The 20,497-nt window shown below is 41.7% G+C and carries 9 protein-coding genes and 3 pseudogenes; 5 read left to right on the top strand and 7 right to left on the bottom strand.

Annotated features, from left to right (window positions below):
- Positions 1 to 822 (top strand): annotated as a pseudogene (locus NWP22_RS16560) (ATP-binding protein); the annotation flags it as partial.
- 23 nt (positions 823 to 845) lie between these two features.
- Here the strand turns inward: NWP22_RS16560 and NWP22_RS16555 are convergent.
- The 7 genes and pseudogenes from NWP22_RS16555 to rpiA all read right to left on the bottom strand — a co-directional run bounded on the left by NWP22_RS16555 (position 846) and on the right by rpiA (position 13,334).
- A complete protein-coding gene (locus tag NWP22_RS16555) occupies positions 846 to 1,637 on the bottom strand; it encodes a peptidylprolyl isomerase (protein WP_271730831.1) in 792 nt (263 codons plus the stop codon).
- Positions 1,638 to 2,026: 389 nt separating this feature from the next.
- Complete coding sequence (locus NWP22_RS16550; protein WP_271730829.1) at positions 2,027 to 3,601, bottom strand: beta-barrel domain-containing protein; 1,575 nt, start codon at positions 3,599 to 3,601, stop codon at positions 2,027 to 2,029.
- Between the two features lie 78 nt (positions 3,602 to 3,679).
- Positions 3,680 to 6,718 carry a peptidase domain-containing ABC transporter gene (locus tag NWP22_RS16545; RefSeq protein ID WP_271730828.1) on the bottom strand — a complete coding sequence of 1,013 codons (3,039 nt, stop codon included), beginning with the start codon at positions 6,716 to 6,718 and terminating at the stop codon, positions 3,680 to 3,682.
- Between the two features lie 21 nt (positions 6,719 to 6,739).
- Positions 6,740 to 7,349 (bottom strand): annotated as a pseudogene (locus tag NWP22_RS16540) (helix-turn-helix domain-containing protein).
- 1,281 nt (positions 7,350 to 8,630) lie between these two features.
- Positions 8,631 to 8,978: pseudogene (locus NWP22_RS16535) on the bottom strand (HetP family heterocyst commitment protein); the annotation flags it as partial.
- Positions 8,979 to 10,073: 1,095 nt separating this feature from the next.
- A complete protein-coding gene (locus NWP22_RS16530) occupies positions 10,074 to 12,500 on the bottom strand; it encodes a GH116 family glycosyl hydrolase (RefSeq protein ID WP_280802122.1) in 2,427 nt (808 codons plus the stop codon).
- Between the two features lie 123 nt (positions 12,501 to 12,623).
- The gene (gene rpiA, locus NWP22_RS16525; RefSeq protein ID WP_271730825.1) at positions 12,624 to 13,334 is read right to left on the bottom strand and encodes a ribose-5-phosphate isomerase RpiA; all 711 of its coding nucleotides are present in this window, start codon (positions 13,332 to 13,334) and stop codon (positions 12,624 to 12,626) included.
- A 497-nt stretch (positions 13,335 to 13,831) separates the two neighbouring features.
- Here rpiA and NWP22_RS16520 point away from each other — a divergent pair, with 497 nt between their 5' ends.
- The 4 genes from NWP22_RS16520 to mtnA all read left to right on the top strand — a co-directional run bounded on the left by NWP22_RS16520 (position 13,832) and on the right by mtnA (position 19,950).
- Complete coding sequence (locus NWP22_RS16520) at positions 13,832 to 14,542, top strand: S-layer homology domain-containing protein (protein WP_271730824.1); 711 nt, start codon at positions 13,832 to 13,834, stop codon at positions 14,540 to 14,542.
- Positions 14,543 to 14,642: 100 nt separating this feature from the next.
- The gene (dxs, locus tag NWP22_RS16515; protein WP_271730823.1) at positions 14,643 to 16,550 is read left to right on the top strand and encodes a 1-deoxy-D-xylulose-5-phosphate synthase; all 1,908 of its coding nucleotides are present in this window, start codon (positions 14,643 to 14,645) and stop codon (positions 16,548 to 16,550) included.
- A 315-nt stretch (positions 16,551 to 16,865) separates the two neighbouring features.
- On the top strand, positions 16,866 to 18,875 hold the full coding sequence (locus NWP22_RS16510; RefSeq protein ID WP_271730833.1) for a cation:proton antiporter domain-containing protein: 2,010 nt from the start codon (positions 16,866 to 16,868) through the stop codon (positions 18,873 to 18,875).
- Positions 18,876 to 18,918: 43 nt separating this feature from the next.
- A complete protein-coding gene (gene mtnA / locus NWP22_RS16505) occupies positions 18,919 to 19,950 on the top strand; it encodes an S-methyl-5-thioribose-1-phosphate isomerase (RefSeq protein WP_271730822.1) in 1,032 nt (343 codons plus the stop codon).
- Positions 19,951 to 20,497: the final 547 nt, after the last annotated feature.

Here is a 20,497-nt window from a genome sequence, read left to right as displayed (position 1 = left end):
GGTCAACCTTGGTTAGTCAATGCGATCGCCCGTCAAGTTACAGAGTATTTAGCAGAAGATGTGAATATCCCCATCACTGTAGATTTAATTAATCAAGCTAAAGATATACTAATTCAAAGGCAAGACACCCATCTAGATAGTTTAGCAGAACGACTGCGAGAGGATAGGGTAAAAGCCATTATTGAACCTATTTTATCTGGGGAAGAATTACCCAACACACCAGAAGATGATCGCCGTTATCTGTTAGATTTAGGTTTAGTGATTCGCAGTAAAGAGGGTGGGTTAAAGGTAGCTAACCCCATTTATCAAGAGGTAATCCCCAAGGTGTTATCCCAGGGAACTCAAGATAGTTTACCGATGATTCAACCCAGTTGGTTAACACCCACAGGGGAATTAAACCCGCAAATATTGTTAGAAACCTTTTTAGACTTTTGGCGACAACATGGGGAGCCATTATTTAAAAGTACCCCTTACCCAGAAATTGCGCCCCACTTAGTATTAATGGCATTTTTACACCGTGTAGTTAATGGTGGTGGTAGCTTAGAACGGGAATACGCCATAGGCTCCGGGAGGATTGATATATGTCTGCGTTATGGGGATGTAGTGTTAGGGATGGAATTAAAGGTATGGAAACAGGGTAAAGCCGACCCCTTACCCCAAGGATTGATACAGCTAGATAAGTATTTATCAGGACTCAATCTAGATACAGGATGGTTAGTAATATTTGACCTTCGCCCCGACTTACCCCCCATCAGTGACCGAACCACCACCGAAATAACCCTAAGTCCCCAAGGCAGAAATATTACAGTAATTCGGGGGTAGGTTTGGATTTGTTGACTGTCAACTTACCTGGGTATGCTTGATTTGAGGAGGCGATGTGATGTTGGAGTATGATTATTTTCTTTGAGATTGGCTACAATTTCCACCGAGGCTATTTGTTGCTGTAGCCAATTGCTAAAAAACTCTCCCATAATTTGCAACCGCAAGTTATCATCTAACTCTGGTTTAATTATTTCTTCAACTGAGATTATATGTACTCCTTTGGGTGTAATAATGGGCTTAAGAATCTGGGGGGGAGTGGCGGCAAAAACTGCGGCTGCAATCTCGGCTCTGAAGTCAATACGGCGGCGGATTCCCTGATAACCACCAGTGCGACGGGTTTCGGGATTTTGGATATATTGACGAGCAATTTCTTGGAAACTAATTTCGCCTTCTTTGAGTGCATAAAATAGTTCTAAGGCTAAATCTTCATCATCTAATACCACTTCATAAGTTACTGCGCCAAAATATTTAGATTGGTGTGCATAAAAAAATGGTTCTATTTGCTCTGCAAATAAATGATTGGCTAATTTAGAGGATGTGAGGTTGATTTTCGCTATTTCTTCCAAGTCATCTAGGGAAATATAATGTTTTTTTAACCAAGCCCAAGTGTCTTCTGCTTTCAGTAGTCGGTGAGCTAGGCGAAGATCGTCTGCTGCTGTTTGCAGTTCTTCTATAGAAATTTCAATTCCTGCTTTATCGGCGGCTTCAGCAATGATTTTTTGGGTAGCGATCGCTTCTAAAATTCCGGGGATTTGGCAAGCCATTTTTATATAGTAAATAATGTCTTCAGCAGAAAATTCTAAAATATTTGACATGGCTAAATTCCTCCAACTAATAACTAATTTTCCCTGAGTATTTTGACTTTTTTAGTCAGTAACTTATTCATCATATTTGCTTAATATATTGTTTATTGTCTCTATCTGATGGTAGTTTTAATATTTTAATTATTCACCATTGTTTATCATCTTTATTCAAATTAAATAATACAGATATAAGCCCTATTTTTCTAGGTTTTAGACTAGACAAATAGGGGTAATATTCCATGGTAAAAATGGTGAATCTAGTCCCCTTCCCTTAATAATGGGAGAGTTAGTGTGGGGTAAACCCTTTTGGTTTTCGCCGTACACAGTGGCGGGTAGAATGCACACCCCACAAGAGTTTTAGCACCAATATTTGTACCCCATTTACCTGTAAACTGCTGTAACTAAAGTTCTAGTCCCCCCTGTTGCAATTTTTTAAACGGATCTAAAATGAAATCAATAACTCGACGCTGACGGATAACTACCTCTGCGGTGGCGGTCTGACCAGGGGTTAAATTAACGCGCTGGTTAGCAGCTTGCACATAAAGTTGATCTAGGGTGATATCTAAATCATAAGTGTCTATATTGCCTTGATTGTGAGACTGAACTCTGGAGTTAGGTGCAATCCAACTCACACGCCCTGCGGACACGCCATAATCTTGGTAGGGATAAGCATCAAACTTGATTTTCACTGGCATTCCCTCCTCTAAGAAACCACTGTGTTGGCTGGGTATCTGGGCTTTGAGAATCAATTTACTATCTTGAGGCGCAATATGGGCAATGATTTGTCCTGGTTCTACCACAGGGCCTGGTTTAGTCACAGGTAACTGAAAAACTATACCATCAATGGGCGATCGCACTACTCGTTGTTGCAGTTGAATCTGTAAGGACTGAATTTGGCTCTTGGTTTGAGCTATTTCTGTTTCCAGGGTACTAATTTGGCCGTCCATATCCTTAAGTTGTTCCTGGCTTCTGAGTAGTGCTAATTTACCGGCTTGAACGACACCTTGATAACTACCTTGCTGTTCTTGTAGGCGTAGTTTTGCTTGCTGAATATCAGCTACAGCTTGATTCATAGTCGCCTGATAGCGGCTGGTTTCCTCTTTTAAACGCAGTTGAGCTAAAGTAACATCAGATTGTGCTTGTAAGTGCAAGCGTTGGCTTTCTTCTGCTGTCTTTTGTAGTTGCACAAGTTGGATTTGGGGAATTGCACCCTGGTCAAACAATTGACGATAGCGTGCAACTTCTGTCAAATCTGTGTCAAAACGATTCTTAACTAACTTTTCAGTTGTTTGGGTAGAATTAATGTTTTGGCGAGCCTGCTCAACTAAAGCCTGTCTTTCTAACTTCTGTAAGTTATACACACTCCGCCGCGCATCCAGATTTTGCTGCGCCTGACGGACTTGAGACATTTTTTCTAATTCTTGAGCTTGATTTTGTTGCTCTTGAATATTAATAGCTAACATCAATTGGTTTTGCAGCAGCTTTAATTGGGCTTGGCGATCGCGCAGTCCTTGTAACTGTGTCTGTCTTTGCTGCAATTCTGTTTCTAACACCTCAGAATCCAACTCTAGCAAAACCTGACCAGCTTTGACTATAGCGCCTTCGTGAACATTGACAGCCTTCACGGTTCCCGGAACTGCAATTCCTAACTGATAGGTCGCTCCTTGGGGTTCCAAACGCCCTCTAGCGCTGCCTGTCTCATCAATTTTCGTGAGCATCGACCAAGGTAAAATAATAGTGGTAAATCCCACCAGAAAGTACAGTAGGGAACGTGTCCAGAGTTTTGGCAAAGCATCCAGCAGTTCTTCTGTACCGTAAAACCAATCATTGGCTTGGGTTTGTACCTGTGTCTGATCATCAACAACAGCACTAGAATTTTCAACCTGGTGATTCACCCCACCCAAGCTAGAGCTCAGGGCTGAGTCTTGCTGTGATTTTGCAAGTATAGATGATAAATGTTGAGATGGGTTTGGCATAAGTAATTCAACCGTTTACTGTCCAGGAGAATTTTTCGTGGACAAATTCTCCTGTTAAATTGGCAGTTTCCCAGGTTTTTAAGCTGTTGGCGCTGTTGCTCCCAGTTGTTGCTCGTTGAGATAAAAGTAATGACCTCTTCTAGCGATTAATTCATCGTGAGTCCCGCTTTCCACGAGTAAGCCACGATCTAAAACCAGGATGAGGTCAGCATGACGCACCGTGGACAGGCGATGGGCAATAATTAGACTTGTGCGCCCTTTGAGGATGGTTTTCAGGTTATTTTGGATAATTCGCTCAGATTCCGCATCAAGGTGGCTTGTGGCTTCATCTAAGAGTAATAAGCGGGGATTTCCCAGTAAAGCCCGGGCGATCGCCAGGCGTTGGCGTTGTCCACCAGATAACATTCCCCCACCTTCACCAATTTGGGTTTCGTAACCAGTGGGTAGCAGTTTGATAAATTCATCCGCTCCGGCTAAACTTGCGGCTGTAATAATTTCCTCTAGGGTGGCTTCTGGGTGAGCAATACTGATGTTTTCCCGGATTGTACCGCCAAATAAGAAAGTATCTTGATCAACAACACCAATTTGCGATCGCAGCGATCGTAAAGAAATACTAGTCACATCTTGGGCATCAATTAATACTTTGCCATCTGTCGGCAGGTATAGCCCTAATATCATCTTCGTGAGGGTTGTTTTTCCTGAACCACTACGCCCAACTACCGCTACAGTTTGCTCAGGTAAGATTTCAAAGCTGAGATTTTCCAGGACATTAATATCACTTTCTGGGTGATAACGGAAAGTGACATTTTCAAACTTAATATGACCTTGTAACCTCGGTAAAAATTGGCGGGGTTGATGCTGTAAATCCTCTTCCGGTGCAGCCTCCAAAACATCATTAATGCGTTCGCTAGAAATAACAACTTCCTGGAACTGATTCCACAAAACAACTAACCTTTGAAATGGGCGAATGATGTTACCCAATAACATATTAAAAGCCACTAACTGCCCAATTGTCAAGTCATTTTGAATAACTAACCATGCCCCAAACCACAGCAAACCAGTAGTTACTAGAGTTTCAATCCCAGAGCTAAAAAGCTGCATTTTGTTGCTAATTATCTGCCCGGCAAAGGTCTTTTTAATCACATTATTTAATAGCTCTTCCCAATGCCAGCGTACTGTTTGTTCAATAGCCATTGAGCGAATGGAGCTAATACCAGTAAGAGATTGAATCAGATAACTATTTTCGTTGGCTGTAGCATTAAAAGCCTCCCGATTAATGCGGCGAAAGAAAGGTGTAGCCACCAGTGCCAAAATAAAGAATGGTGGAATGATGGTTAAACTCAATAATGCCATGGGTGCACTATACCAAAACATCAACCCCACGTAGATAAACACTGTCAGCAAATCCAAGGTAATAGACAGAGCCTCTCCGGTGAGGAAGCGCTGAATTTTATAGTTTTCTTGAACCCGGGAAATAATATCACCAACATAGCGCGACTCAAAAAAGGCTAAAGGTAAGCGGAAGGTGTGTTTAATAAAACCCACCAGTAAAGCCACGCTGATGCGGTTAGCTGTGTGATCTAGGAGATATTGCCGCAGTCCATTGATCATCACACTGAATAAGCCAAAAATCAGCAACCCAAACCCCACTGCGTTTAATGTCAGAGTGCTACGCTGCACCAGTACTCGGTCCAATAACAACTGAGTTAATAACGGTGTCACCAGTCCAAATACCTGAATGAATACCGAAGCTACAAAGACTTCTAGCAGCACTTTAGAATGGGGTTTGACTAATTCAAACAACTGCCAGAATTGTGTACTGTCTTCCTCAGTTTCTTTCAGCTGCGCTGTAGGTTGTAATAACAATGCGTAACCAGTCCAACCAGCCTTAAATTCGTCATGGGTGAGGGTGCGTTGACTAAAGGCGGGGTCACCAACAATCACGTGTTTTTTGCTGATTTCATAGACAACAATATAGTGTTTGCCTTCCCAATGGGCGATGGCGGGTAAGGTTTGTTGTGCTAATTTATCCAAGCTGGCTTTGACGGGACGGGTAGTAAAACCTATACTTTCCGCCGCAGTTGTTAAACCCCGAAGTGTAGCACCGGTACGATTGATGTTAGCTAAATCCCGCAGTCGATTCACACTCAAGCGCTTACCCCAATAGCGGCTAATCATCACTAAGCAAGCAGCCCCACAGTCAGCAGCGCTTTGCTGTTCAAAGAATGGATACCGCTTACTTAAACGTCCCCACCAATGCCCAACTTGAACCCTGGGACTGGGAAAATAAGCTCGTTTTTGCTTTTTTTTCGGTGTGGGATCTGCTGGTGGTAATTGTGGGGTTCTCTTGGGGGTAGTTGCTTCTAAAAGAACCTCTTGGCGCTGTTGCGATAACTCAGCCAATTGCGGCCAAAATTCTAATGCTAGTTGCCAACTCGCATTTTTTAGAGTGTAAATTGTGATGGGTGGAGTCCCGCGCCAATTTTCCTGCTGGGGATGTATATAAATATTTCCCGGTGTTAATCTGCGTCCATCACTATGCTCTAGTTCTCCGTGATGTAATAGCCAAAGTTTGGTATCTTGGAAGAGTTTAACAGGGAGTGAGTCCCCTTCTACAGTGTGAGGCTCAAATAAAGCTAGGGCTTTGAGTATATCTTCTACAGATCCGTTGTGAGGAACTAGGGCGCTTTGGCAACATAACAACAGCAAATCCCACAGTTGGGCACGTTGTCTGAGGCGATCGCCAATGCTCGGATGTTTGCGAATCGCCTCTTGTAATGAGGCTTGGGGAAAATAAGCCAGTTTTAAATTCACAGAAGCTCTAGCCACATAAGGACTAAATTCTTCTTCTGTAAATAAGGTCAGTTCGCCAAATGATGCTCCAGTTGTCAGGGTAGTAATTAAGTTATTCGAGGTATCTAAAAGTCTGACCTTACCCCCAAGAACGATATATATGCCATTCGGCGCGGTTGTTGATTGCCAAAATTGCTTGGCTACTGCTGGTTGGACAATTTCTACGCCAATTAAGCATCTTTCAATTTCTGGTTCTGACAGCGACTCACCTAAGCTTTGGATAAGTTGTTGCGCTAAGTATTCTGGGGAAAACGCTGATGTCATTTCCTGACCTCCAAGACAGAATTATTTATTGGTCTGAATCAGATTTAATGACCAATGGAAATTAGTTTCACCAGTGACATTGCAAGTCGCAAATCTTAATCCCAGCATCCTTGGGTTGCTCAGTTTCCAGTGGGTGGGAAGTTTTACGTTTCGTTGATAGTCCCATTTGTTTGAGCAAGCGATTAATGTGGCGATCGCTAATTTGAATGTTAAATTCGTTAGCTAAATGTTTGCTTAACCATTGGGCTGTCCAATAGGTAAATGCATAGCCATAATCACGAGGGCTATGGATGACCAATTCTTTCAAGCGCTCCAAATACTGAGCATTGACAATTTTAGGTCTACCGATGGGTCGCTCATTCCATTTGTGTGCTAAACCTGCTTCTGCTAAACCAATCCAGTAGCGCGCCATTTCCTGAGAACAACCTATGATTTCACAGATTTGGCTTTGAGATTTACCAACATCTGCTAACAACATAATTTCAATGCGCCGCCGATATTCTGGCTGTAAATCACTTTGTAGGCTTTTGAGCAAAGCCTTTCTTTGAAAATGAGTTAAAAATTTACCTTCTTGGATGTTTTGCAGGTTATAGTTTTCCCAAGTTTCGCTTTGACTAACAGAGTGTGACATATCTATTACCAGTCATCATTTATTGAAAAGTTGGGCATTTTAATCACTTGCAGCTATACTCAAACCTCTATAAATCAGGCTTGATAACTGCAATATTAATTAGCAATTACTAGCTAATTAACTATTTCATTGATGTATAATGCTTGGTTTTTTACTATGCTATGGTGACCAATTGTGGGTTCTAAAAATAGTTAAAACCCACAAATTTTGACTATGGTCATCGACTCGCCATCAGAGTACTAATCAAAAATCTACCGATAAATCACGGAATTTTTCTATTTTTCCCAGTCAACACATTCTTAGTTAAAAGCTGCGCTCTTGTGGTGTGAGCCACAGCTTGTGTCGCGTAACCATAGATAGTTAGTAAGTAGTAGTAAGCAAACCTGACAAAATATGAAGCAAGCATAGCTGTTGTCTCATCTCATAAACAACAATTTCTGGTAAGATAGCTCAAACCAGTAAACTACTCACTGGCTAACCCTGATAACTTGGTGTGATATTGGTAGTGACTTCAACCAGTTATCTTGGTTGATGCTCGTCGGTAAGTAATTTGGAGTTTTTCTATAACTCCTATTTTGAGGATGTTACTGTTAGCTTTTATGCTAGCCATACAGGTTGATATATCAACCTCAAGACATTTCAACTGGTTTTTTTTCCATTACCAAAAATGTGGTGTAAACTTGTCCCATAAAAAAATGGAACCTAGAAGCAGCTAAGGTCAGGTTGTGAATACAAATCTACTTCCCAGACTAGCCTAATATTAGCTAATATCTCATCAGCAGATTTCGATTAATCTGAAAAATAAGTCCAATAAAAAAAAGTGACAGTTATTCAATCTCTTGTCTTAACCTACTGTTATCCTTTTAGAAATTTTCTTAAATACAGTCAAGGGTTTTGAGAAAAAAAGTTAAATCTTTACTCAATATCGATTATATCTTTAAGTGAAATTAATAATTAATTTTGTCTGGAATAAATTTACAGATTTATTCAATTGCGGACATAAAATATGACTTTTCAATCTATAGTCTATACTTCTAGATTCAAATGTGTGTCAAGTAAATTTGACTCAAGAACGGATTATAAAAATTAAATTATATCTGTGCATCTATCTTCGGCAAGATAAAGATATATCTATCAGTATCTATTTTTTCTATAGTCATCCTATTTGACTTGAAAAATTATGAGTGAGGAAAGGGAACACACCGAACAGGGAACAGGGAACAGAAATTGTTCATGAATCATTTAGGATTGCTATATTTCAAGTATCCATCCCTAGGATGAAACTTGTAGTGGTGAGTATTTACCCAAACCACTACCATGAATTTCGCTTGTTTGCTTTTGCAGCACCTCAAGTTAAGCAATGTCTTTCATTTTACTTAAACATCTAGATGAAGGATTAATATTGGAACTTTCATTTTTTATATTTTGATTACGGGTATTTTCCTTGAGTAATCGATTGTAGGTTCGATAGGGAATGTAATGTAAAGGATTGTAACCAACTATACGTAGCATTAAAACACAAGCCCAGGAATACTTACCAGCAATAATCGCTTCTACTATTTGATCAAATTGTTGAGGATTCATTGGTTTACTGAAGTTCTTACTAATTCCAGAAATATCTTGATTCATGCTTTTACTCCACTCTCATGAAACTAGTCTAAATTAATTGTTTTTTGTTTGATTTCAAATTTTAATTTAATTTACTTCAGGGAAGAAAGTTATGTTAACAGGTAACTGTAATGCAATTGATAATAGTTTTAGTTTTTACACTTCCAGTGAACATAAACAAGATAAAAAGTTGCTGTAAGTAAATTACTTATTCTAGAAGTTGACATTTTATAAAAAGCTAAATAGTAGTTTAAAAAAACATCTACCGATTCCATCTGTAAACTTCTTCCTTAACTTGAGATTTCCACTACATTTGACATGATGTTGCTTTTGATAAACTGACATTAAGCTAAAAGTCTGTTCATCGCTGAATACGGATATTACTAGATACAGTTTTCAAGTTTTTTGTATAGCAATCCTAAATGATTCATGAACAATTTCTGTTCCCTGTTCCCTGTTCGGTGTGTTCCCTTTCCTCACTCATAATTTCTCAAGTCAAATAGGATGACTATATCTTATAACTGTTAATTTAAATAGCTTTCCCTGGTCAGTTAATTATGTATTTTTTAGCTCTAGTTTTCAGAGCATTGTCGTTAAGTAAATTTGATTTCCTGGTATTTTTTTGACATAGGTATTTGATAAACAGATATGGATTCAGCACTAAGATCAAGATCGAAGATAAACAGTTGGTCATAGGGAATTTATTCCCATGTGTCAAATGGTTGAATTAAAAATTGATTAATTCTTGATATTTTGGTAGATAACAGTTGCCATCCCTAAGTATGGGAAATCTTTTTTAACCCTAGTTATATGTTCTTTTGGTTCATGGAATACCCGGAAAATAAAATCAAAAATTCCAGATAGTGAGTTATTAAGCTGGAGACAGAATAGCATCCAACCCATGATGGTAAAACATCTGTATGTTTTTTTATGTATTTTTCGTTACCGATTAAGTAAAGCTGGGAAAAGACAACTTGAGGCTGTGGGGTGATTCAGACTATCTTCGGTTAATCACATTGAATAACAAATCTTTACTCATGGGAGTAAAATTGTTGGGCTGATATGATATACTATCAATACTGGGGGTGTCTTAATTAAGATATTAAGAAATAAGTATTATTTATAATTGTGTTCTTTGGCAGTAATAACTAGGTAAATTGCCCAAATAGCCATAGCCCGCAGATAAGTACTAGCCCGGAAGGTACCAGATGCGGTGATAGCTTCAGGGGTGCGGAACTGTAAGCCATTCTGGTAAATTTGCTGTACCACAGCACCTGTTAACTTCAAACCTTCATCCTGCATCCCCATTTGGACGAGAAAAGCCGCCAGACCAAAGTTAATTCCTGTCCAAACTTCCAGGGGATGGGTAGCATTGGGGTTTTCTGGTGAACCGTCAGGAAGAACACCATTAGCAGCACCAAATTCACCATGACCGAATTTCAGGAAGCAAGCCTCATAAACAGTTTGTAAGGCAGATAAAGCGCGATCGCATGGTACAATGTCCGGCAATCCCAATAAACGGGCATAAAACTGTCCACACAACTGGTCAGCCATCACCACATCCGAACCGCTCCGACTATCTAACCTAAAATACTTACCATTCCAAAGTTTTTCTTGATACACAGGCATAGACTGGGTTAACCAAAGCTGATACCTAGCTCTTAACTCCTCTGTTTTCTCTGTACCTCTGTGGTTGTTTAACAAAATATCACAAATAGCGATCGCCGCCTCCAAAGCCGCCAACCACAGACCCCCACAATAAGCACTCACACCTTGTAAACGCCAATCATCAAAAGTTTGGTCAGGTGCGCCAGAATTTTCAGGAATCCCATCACCATCCAAATCAAAAGCCTTGAGATAGTCGAGGGTCTGCACAATTCCCTCCCAACAATCTACTAAAAACTGCACATCCTCAGCACCTGTGAGCAAAAAATCCCGGTATACTTGTAAGACAAAATCACTACCCAAATCCTTCCACAGATTACAGTCTTGATAACAGGTATAATTAGTTTTCTCCCACACGTGTTCATTAGGTGCGCCCAAATCATGGGGTGTTGCCCCGGACACTTTGCGAGATGCGGTTGTTTCCTCTGCTCCAATGGTATAATAATACCCGATCACCCGCTGATGAGTATCACTCTGGGGAATTGCTCTAGCAAATGCTCGCATCACTGATTTTTCTAGTTCAGGAAACAGGACTAATAGCCCAAAGGAGCCATACAAGCGCACATCTAGACTTTCATACCAGCGATAGTCTAAGCACTCCAGCACCGCAAACTGACCCATGGGGTCAAGTTCTGAAGCTGCACTCCACAGAGTTCCGCCGCTGGTTAGGTCATATAGCTCATTAAATAGAGCCATTTTCAACCAGTCTGGTAGGTCTTGGCGGTCAATAATTGGCTGTTGCCAGGCTTGAATTTTTTTATACCAGGTTTGATATTCTGTCAGGGCTGTAGAGGCGATCGCCCCAGCATGATTACCACTCCGACCAAAAAAATCTGTATATCTGCGGTAATAGTTAATCCCCGCTGCAAATTCTGTTACCGGAAAGTCCCAAGACACAACAAAGGGAATTGCTAAACTTTCTCCTGGTTGCAGAGTAAACCGCACTGCGATCGCTACCCCTATTTGTGTATTTTCTAATGCAGGAGTTGTATCTTGATAATTAGGCAAAGAACCATCTACAGTAAAGCTTTGCCATACATCTTCCCCCGTACCCCCCGGTTCCCAGCGAGTATGGTAAAATACTTCTACCATGGGATGTTTAATGGTCGCAATACACCAACTCCCATCACCTTCTCCTACTGAATCATCACCAGTTACTTGGCTACAAATACAACTGAAATATTCTGTGTTTTCTGCTATAAAATTGTAATTACCTTGACTCTTACCTAAAAGTGGCTGATATGCATAAACCGGACTACCATCATCCCGTATTCTCACTTCTGGAGACTTCAGCGCATTAGTAAACCAGCCCACCATATTTTCCCACGTGAGCATAATACTTAAAGTTATAGGTGCATTTGTGGGATTATGAGCATTCCAATGAAAAATTGCTACAGGGTAGCTAGTTTCTTGATAATTCTCTGCCCAAATTGGGGAAAACTGCTCACAGGTTAACTCGGCTTGAAATACATTTTCGTAGACAAACCAACTCCGGGGATATAGGGCGTGATAAGTTCCTGTTTCCTGTGTCTGTGTGGATGCTGGATACCATTTCCACTCTGGGAGACTAGAATTTTCTGGTGCTTCTGTAGCCAAAGCGTAAGCTTGAGAAAATTTACCATCGGACTCAAACACACTAAATTGACAACCGGGGATATTTTGAAACGTATGTTCACCGCCGTCAATATGCCACAGATTAAACTCTCCTCGTGAAGATCGTCCGATACAACCCGCACCAAAGCCACCCAAAGGCATACCGTGCCATGGTCCATCATCAATATTACTAGCATAACGGACGGTATAGGGCTTCTCCCAACCCAAACCGATGGGACGACTCCAAGTGCAAGGAGGAATTACCGAGGATATCAGTTTTGTCATTACCTGATTTTACCAGGTTGCTTTATGCTCAGGAAGCGTAAGTAAATGTGTAATTTATATTAAGTAATTAACCCGGAGGACATGGGGAAGAGGTAATTATCTCCCCGACTCCCCATGTTAGCCTTAAAGTTGTCGTACTAAAGGCTGACCGTCTTTAACTTCGCCCACTAAAACTACATCTGCACAGTTGACAAAGATCCCATTTTCCAAGACACCAGGAATATTATTCAGTGTTTTTTCTAAGGCAACAGGGTCATCAATAGAATCAAACCTGACATCTAATACCATATTACCTTGGTCTGTAATGACCGGTCCTGCCTTTTTTACACCCATGCGGAGTTCAGGTTTACCACCGAGTTTTTTAATGGCGTTGGTAACAGGGGTAATAGCCATCGGTATAACTTCTACCGGTACGGCGAAAGAAGAACCCAAGCGGGTTACTAATTTACCAGCATCTACTACAACGATAAATTGATTTGCCAGGTAGTCCACTACCTTCTCGCGGGTATGGGCTGCACCACCGCCTTTAATTAAATTTTTGTTGGGGTCTACTTCATCAGCCCCATCAATGGCAATATCAATATGGTCAACAGCATCTAAGGTGGTCAGAGGTACGCCGTATTCTTTGGCTAGGACTTCTGATTGAAAAGAGGTAGGAATACCCACAATATCTTTAAGTTCACCAGATTTGAGGCGATCGCCTAAAAACTGAATTGTATAAGCTGTGGTTGACCCTGTACCCAAACCGACAATCGAGCCTGATTTTACCAGGGCGGCGGCCGCCTTGCCAACTTCTTGCTTCATCAACTTCACGGGGTCTGCTGTTGCACTCATCCCAAAACTCCTGAAATATTGACTAAATGGTCTATCACGGCCGACTATACTACATCCTAGTCAATTCCCAATTCACTCAGGCAAAATTCCCCATCATTTCCGCAAGCCACATGATTTATAGACCACAGGTTATAATATTTATTTGGTTTGGGTCTCACAGTTAATTCACAGTACAATTACTTGGTGATTTGTTGCAATGGTTACTTACTTATCCTTTCGGAAATTCAGGGTTAAATTCTCAGTATCCACTGCTAGCGTAGGCACCCTCAAGCAGTAATGACTAGTGACTAAATTAATCAAAACCAGGTCAACTTTGATGAAATTATAATTAGCAAAATCGTACATATACCTTAGTACAAAATGATTGATTGACTAAAACCACCCGACTAGTTATTGACTGAAAATCATGGCAACTTAATCAATTAAAAATGCGTCAACCAACCGCAGAGAACATTTTGAGACTCACCCAACCAGGTGATGCTCTCAGCTATTTATAGATGCAGAATAGCCCAATTAACATCATGAGAAATCAGCGAAACTTGCTAGCTACTCTTTCCTTAGTATTACTACTACACAACTTAACATTAAGCGTAGCCAGAGCAGTAGAACCTAGTGATAACTTGCCATCCCCAGCAATTCAACAAGTGATTGCAGCTAAGTTAATGGCCAATTCACCAGATGGCAAATTTTATCCAGAAAGGATGATAAGTAGGGCGGAATTGGCGGCAATTTTAGTGAAAGTATTTAACCTAGCTCAAAGGGAACCCGTTAAAATACAAGAGTCTCAAAATGTCCCAGATGTTCCTCCTTCCCATTGGGCATTTAAGGACATTCAGACAGTGCTTAAAACCGATATTATGAAAGGATATCGGGGGAATTTATTTTTCCCTAATCAAAGGGTGACCAGGGCAGAGGCCTTAGCGATTTTTGCCCAAGCTTATGGTGTATTTCAGTTTGGTGACGACATCGTAAATGAAATACTTGATCAGCATCCAGATGCAGAATCAATTCCAGTATGGGCTAGGAAAGCGATCGCCACAGTAGTTACCGAAGGATTGATCAACACAGACGACCAAAATAACATCTTACCATTACGGCCTATGACCCGTGGAGATATGGCGTATGTATTGAGTCAATATTTACAAAGACAGCAACCACAACTAGAAATGTCACTCACACCCGACGTGATCCCACCTGCAGAAAAATGACGATGGGGAATAATTGTGACTAAATCATTCCAGAGACATCCCCACCGTGGGAAAATTAAAAAATGATAGAAGTAGAGTTTAGAGAGGAACACCCCATAATATGCATCTGAGTGAAATCACCCATCCTAACCAGTTGCATGGTTTGTCAATCCGGCAATTGCAACAAATCGCCCGCCAGATCCGAGACAAGCACCTACAAACCGTAGCAACAAGTGGGGGACATCTAGGGCCTGGTTTAGGAGTTGTAGAGTTAACACTAGGACTTTACCAGACACTGGACTTGGATCGGGATAAAGTCATTTGGGATGTAGGACATCAAGCTTATCCCCATAAACTAATTACCGGAAGATACAACAACTTTCATACCCTCAGACAGAAAGATGGCATTGCAGGCTATCTCAAGCGGTGTGAGAGCAAATTTGATCACTTTGGTGCTGGACACGCTTCTACCAGTATTTCCGCCGCACTGGGTATGGCTTTAGCGGCAGAATTGAAAGGAGAAAAATTTAAATCAGTAGCCGTAATTGGTGATGGTGCTTTAACTGGAGGAATGGCTTTAGAAGCCATCAACCATGCAGGACACCTACCTAAAACTAAACTGCTAGTTGTTCTCAACGACAATGAGATGTCCATCTCTCCCAACGTCGGAGCAATTCCCCGTTACCTGAATAAAATGCGCCTCAGTCCACCGGTGCAGTTTATCACAGATAATTTTGAGGAACAGTTTAAACAGATTCCCTTTGTTGGTGAATCTTTATCTCCCGAACTCGGACGCATCAAAGAAGGAATGAAGCGTTTAGCAGTTCCCAAGGTAGGCGCAGTCTTTGAAGAACTAGGTTTTACTTATATTGGACCAGTGGATGGCCACAACCTAGAGGAACTAATTGCTACCTTCCACCAAGCCCATGAAATGACAGGGCCGGTTTTGGTGCATGTGATTACCGTTAAAGGCAAAGGCTATGAAATCGCCGAAAAAGACCAAGTAGGCTACCATGCCCAAAGTCCATTTAACCTGACCACAGGGAAAGCTATTCCCTCTACCAAGCCCAAACCTCCCTCCTATGCCAAAGTCTTTTCCCACACATTAGTTAAACTCGCGGAACAAAACCCCAAAGTTATTGGGGTTACAGCTGCAATGGCTACGGGAACGGGTTTAGATAAACTCCAGGCTAAACTACCCAATCAATATATCGATGTGGGTATCGCTGAACAACACGCCGTTACCCTATGTGCCGGTTTAGCCAGTGAAGGAATGCGCCCTGTGGCAGCCATTTACTCAACTTTCCTCCAGCGGGCTTACGACCAGATCATTCATGATGTTTGTATTCAAAACTTGCCTGTGTTCTTCTGTTTAGACAGGGCGGGAATTGTCGGTGCCGATGGACCTACCCACCAAGGTATGTATGATATTGCCTATCTGCGCTGTATTCCTAATATGGTGATGATGGCACCTAAGGACGAAGCGGAACTACAACGCATGATGGTAACTGGTATTAACTACACCAGTGGACCAATTGCCATGCGCTATCCCCGTGGTAACGGCTACGGTGTTCCCCTCATGGAAGAAGGCTGGGAACCTTTAGATATCGGTAAAGGGGAAATCCTTCGTCACGGCGATGATGTTTTAATTATCGGCTACGGCACCATGGTACATCCTAGTATGCAAGTAGCACAAATGCTCAGTGAACATGGCATCGAGGCAACTGTAATCAATGCCCGTTTTGTCAAGCCCTTGGATACAGAATTAATTGTACCCCTGGCCAAGCAAATCGGCCGCGTTGTTACGTTGGAGGAAGGCTGTGTTATGGGTGGTTTTGGTTCTGCTGTGGCCGAAGCACTACTAGATTCCGATGTTGTGGTTCCTGTCAAGCGTATTGGTGTACCCGATATTTTAGTAGACCATGCCACACCGGAAGAATCTAAGGCCGAATTAGGTTTAACTAGTCGTCAAATAACTGAAAGAGTTATGGCTGCTTTCTTTCAAAAGCAAGCATCTAATGTTATCTAGGGCGATAGGGACTGATATCATCTCCGGTTAATCAACATGACATGATCAAAACTAACTGCATTGATTAATTAATCAGGTGAGGATAACTCACCTTTTTTTCGCATCTTGATTCTGTATTGGGACTGACATCAATCAGATAGTAGCTACTCACCTTCTAAAATAGAACTTACGCAAAACTCACCGAAGAATAAACCACCACAAGCACAGAAGAAACGGAGAAATGAGAGTTTGACGGGTATTTTGCGTAAGTGATGTAAAATCCAGATGCGATCTGCTTGCAGCAGCGATCGCGCTATCGCAACCCTAGGGCAGGATATGAATAATTTATTAATGACTACCCTGATCTCAACACCCATCAAAGACCCAGTACCGGTATTTCTGATGATTTTGGGGATTATGCTCATCGCTCCCCTGTTATTTGAGAAAATTCGACTACCTGGCATTGTGGGGTTAATTTTGGCTGGGGTTGTAGTCGGTCCCAATGGCCTGGGATTGTTGGCACGAGATAACACAATTATACTACTGGGTACAGTAGGTTTATTATTTCTCATGTTCATGGCAGGTCTGGAAACTAGCCTGGATGACATGAAATACAACGCTGATAAGGCGGTTATCTTTGGATTAGCTACCTTTCTAGTACCTATGATTTTAGGTGCTGCTGCCATGATGTCCATCGGCTACGATTTATTGCCAAGTATTCTTGTGGCATCATGTTTCGCTTCTCATACTCTTCTAGCATTACCTATCGCAAGCAAACTGGGTATTATGCGATCGCAGGTAATGACTACCACTCTGGGGGGGACTTTAATCACCAATATTCTGGCACTTTTAGTATTGGCGGTGGTGGTGAGGGCACATGAAGGTAATTTAACCCTGGGTTTCTGGCTATTCCTAATTCCCTCACTGATTACCTACACTTTTCTCACACTTTGGGGACTTCCCCGTGTGGGACGCTGGTTTTTTCAGCGCTTTGGACACGACGAAGGAGCAGAGTTTACCTTTGTTTTAGCTACTTTGTTTGTGGTTTCCTACGGAGCACAATTAGTCCAAATTGAGCCAATTATTGGGGCTTTTTTAGCAGGGGTTGCTATTACTCAACTAATACCTCACCTCAGCCCCCTAATGAATCGGATTCAATTTATCGGTAATACCCTGTTTGTGCCATTTTTCCTGATTTCTGTGGGGATGTTGGTAAATCCCCGGATTCTGATTCAAGAGCCGCGATCGCTACTAGTATCAGCTGTCATGGTGACTGTGGCCATTATTGTCAAGTTCATTCCGGCTTGGGGTGCTGGTAAGTTATTTGGAATGAATTTTGACAATATTATGGTAATGTTTGGGCTGTCTGTGGCTCAAGCTGCTTCCACTCTCGCGGCTATTACCGTTGCTTATAAAATCGATTTGGTTGACCAGTTAACCGTGAATGGCACCATCGCCATGATTTTAGTTACCTGTGTTGCTTCTCCTTGGATTACAGCACAGTGGGGACAAAAACTTCACCAGGGAGAACTCACTAGTCAAAAAGCCAACAACCTCAACATAGGCGATCGCGTTTTAGTCCCAGTTGCTAACCCCAGCACTGAGGATAATTTGCTCCAGTTGGCAATTATTCTCGCAAAATCTGCAAAAGGGACTTTGTTACCCCTACATATTTTACTAGAGAAAAATTCCATCATTTCCCCAGAGGATAAGACTAGACAAAATCAATTATTATCCACTGCCGAAATGATTGCCCATGCTGCTGTTACCAAGGTTACCACCATTGGTCGCATTGATGAATCAATTGATAAAGGTATTGCTCGTGTCGCAGAAGAACAACAAGCTAGTGTGATTATTTGCGGTTGGAAGGGTTACTCAACTTATCAAGAAAATTTATTTGGCGGTGTCATTGACAAGATTGTTAATCGCAGTTCAGTACCAGTTCTAGTAACTCGGTTTCCATTACCAATTGAGCATACAAGGCGAGTATTTTTAGCCTTCACCACCCAACAAACTTACGCGACTTCTTTTGGGGCAAATATCCAATTAGCCAAAGCCCTAGCCACGGAACTCAAAGCATCGCTACAACTATTACAAGTGGAATCAGTACGAGAAACCACTGTACAACCTCCAGATATTCCAGCACCTCCAGACACACCAATTCAAAAGGTGCGTGGTAATTTTGTGCGTCAAGTCTCTCGATTACTCAAAACTAACGACCTATTGGTGTTAAATGGGACTGTTGAGCAAAAAAGTCAACTATTTTCACTTCTGGGTTATGCACCAGAAGTCATCGCTCGTAATCAACCCCAAGTAGCCATGATTATCGCTTATTTTCCCCAATAGGCACCAGGCTTATACATCCCCACCATCTTCTTAATTTTCTCCCATGCTTTACCCCGTTATTTGGCAGAATAATTCCGTTTCCCTCATTGACCAAACTCGCCTCCCTAATGAGTATACTGTCGTCCAAATTCACCGCAGTGAAGACATGGCGCAGGCGATTAAAACTATGATTGTTCGCGGTGCGCCAGCTATTGGTGTCGCGGCCGCCTATGGGATGTATCTTGGTGCAAGAGAAATTGAGAACCAAAATCACCACGAGTTTTTAGAACGCTTAGAAAAGGTCGCCGATTTGTTGCGTTCTACACGCCCCACAGCAGTTAATTTATTTTGGGCTATTAGCCGCATGATGAAAACTGCTTATGAAACTCTGGGAACTGTCACAGAAATTACACAAAAGCTCTGGGAAACAGCCCAAGCTATTCATGCTGAAGATTTACAAACCTGTCACGCTATTGGTGACCATGGTTTGGCCGCATTACCCCCAACCCCACAAAAGCTGACAATTCTCACTCACTGTAATGCGGGGGCGTTAGCTACTGCTGGCTATGGTACAGCATTGGGTGTTGTGCGTTCTGCTTGGAAGTCGGGACGATTAGAACGTGTCTTTGCTGACGAAACTCGCCCCCGTCTCCAAGGGGCAAAACTTACGGCTTGGGAATGTGTTCAAGAAGGTATTCCAGTTACGGTAATTACTGATAGTATGGCTGCCCATTGTATGCAACGGGGTTTAATTCATGCTGTGGTGGTGGGTGCAGACCGCATTGCTGCTAATGGTGATACTGCTAATAAAATTGGTACTTATAGTGTGGCGATCGCTGCTAAGGCTCATCATATACCTTTCTTTGTTGCGGCTCCCTTGTCTACTGTGGATTTTAGTTTACCCGATGGTAGTAAAATTCCCATCGAGGAACGTCACCCAGGGGAAATATACCAAGTTGGCGATACTATATTGACACCAGGGGCTGTTGATTTCTACAATCCGGCTTTTGATGTTACCCCAGCTGAATTAATTACAGCCATCATTACTGAAAATGGCGCATTTCCTCCTGATAAATTGGCAAGTTTCAAATATTAATTAGAGGATCTTTGTCAAGTCATGATTAGTGTATCAACTATTGTTTGACCCCTCCCTAACCCTCCCCTTGTAAGGGGAGGGGACTGGATTTTATTGTTTCGGTTCCCCATTCCCCATTCCCCATTCCCTGTTCGGTGTGTTCCCTGTTCCCTAAAATAAAAATTACCTGTTGAAAACTTATCAAACATCCTCTGAGTACCAACTTTTGATTATGCCGGGGCGAATATTAAATCGAATATAGTCATCCTATTTGACTTGAGAAATTATGAGTGAGGAAAGGGAACAGGGAACAGGGAACAGGGAACAGAAATTGTTCATAAATCATTTAGGATTGCTATATTAGAATATTAAATTATATAGCTTTTAACTCTTCAGATTCAGATAGTGTTTCTTCAAACTGTATTCTTCTCAGGACTTACGCAACTGGCACAAATAGGGAGCGGAGGGAGCCGCGCCACGGGACAATTTCAATTAAACCAAGCACATAGGAATACTTGGGCGTTTGAGTTGCTGTATTAAATAATTAGACAGCAAATTATGCTTGATT

This window comes from Anabaenopsis tanganyikae CS-531, from assembly GCF_029891675.1.
Lineage (GTDB): Bacteria > Cyanobacteriota > Cyanobacteriia > Cyanobacteriales > Nostocaceae > Anabaenopsis > Anabaenopsis arnoldii.
This window is presented reverse-complemented; position numbering and strand designations above follow the sequence as displayed.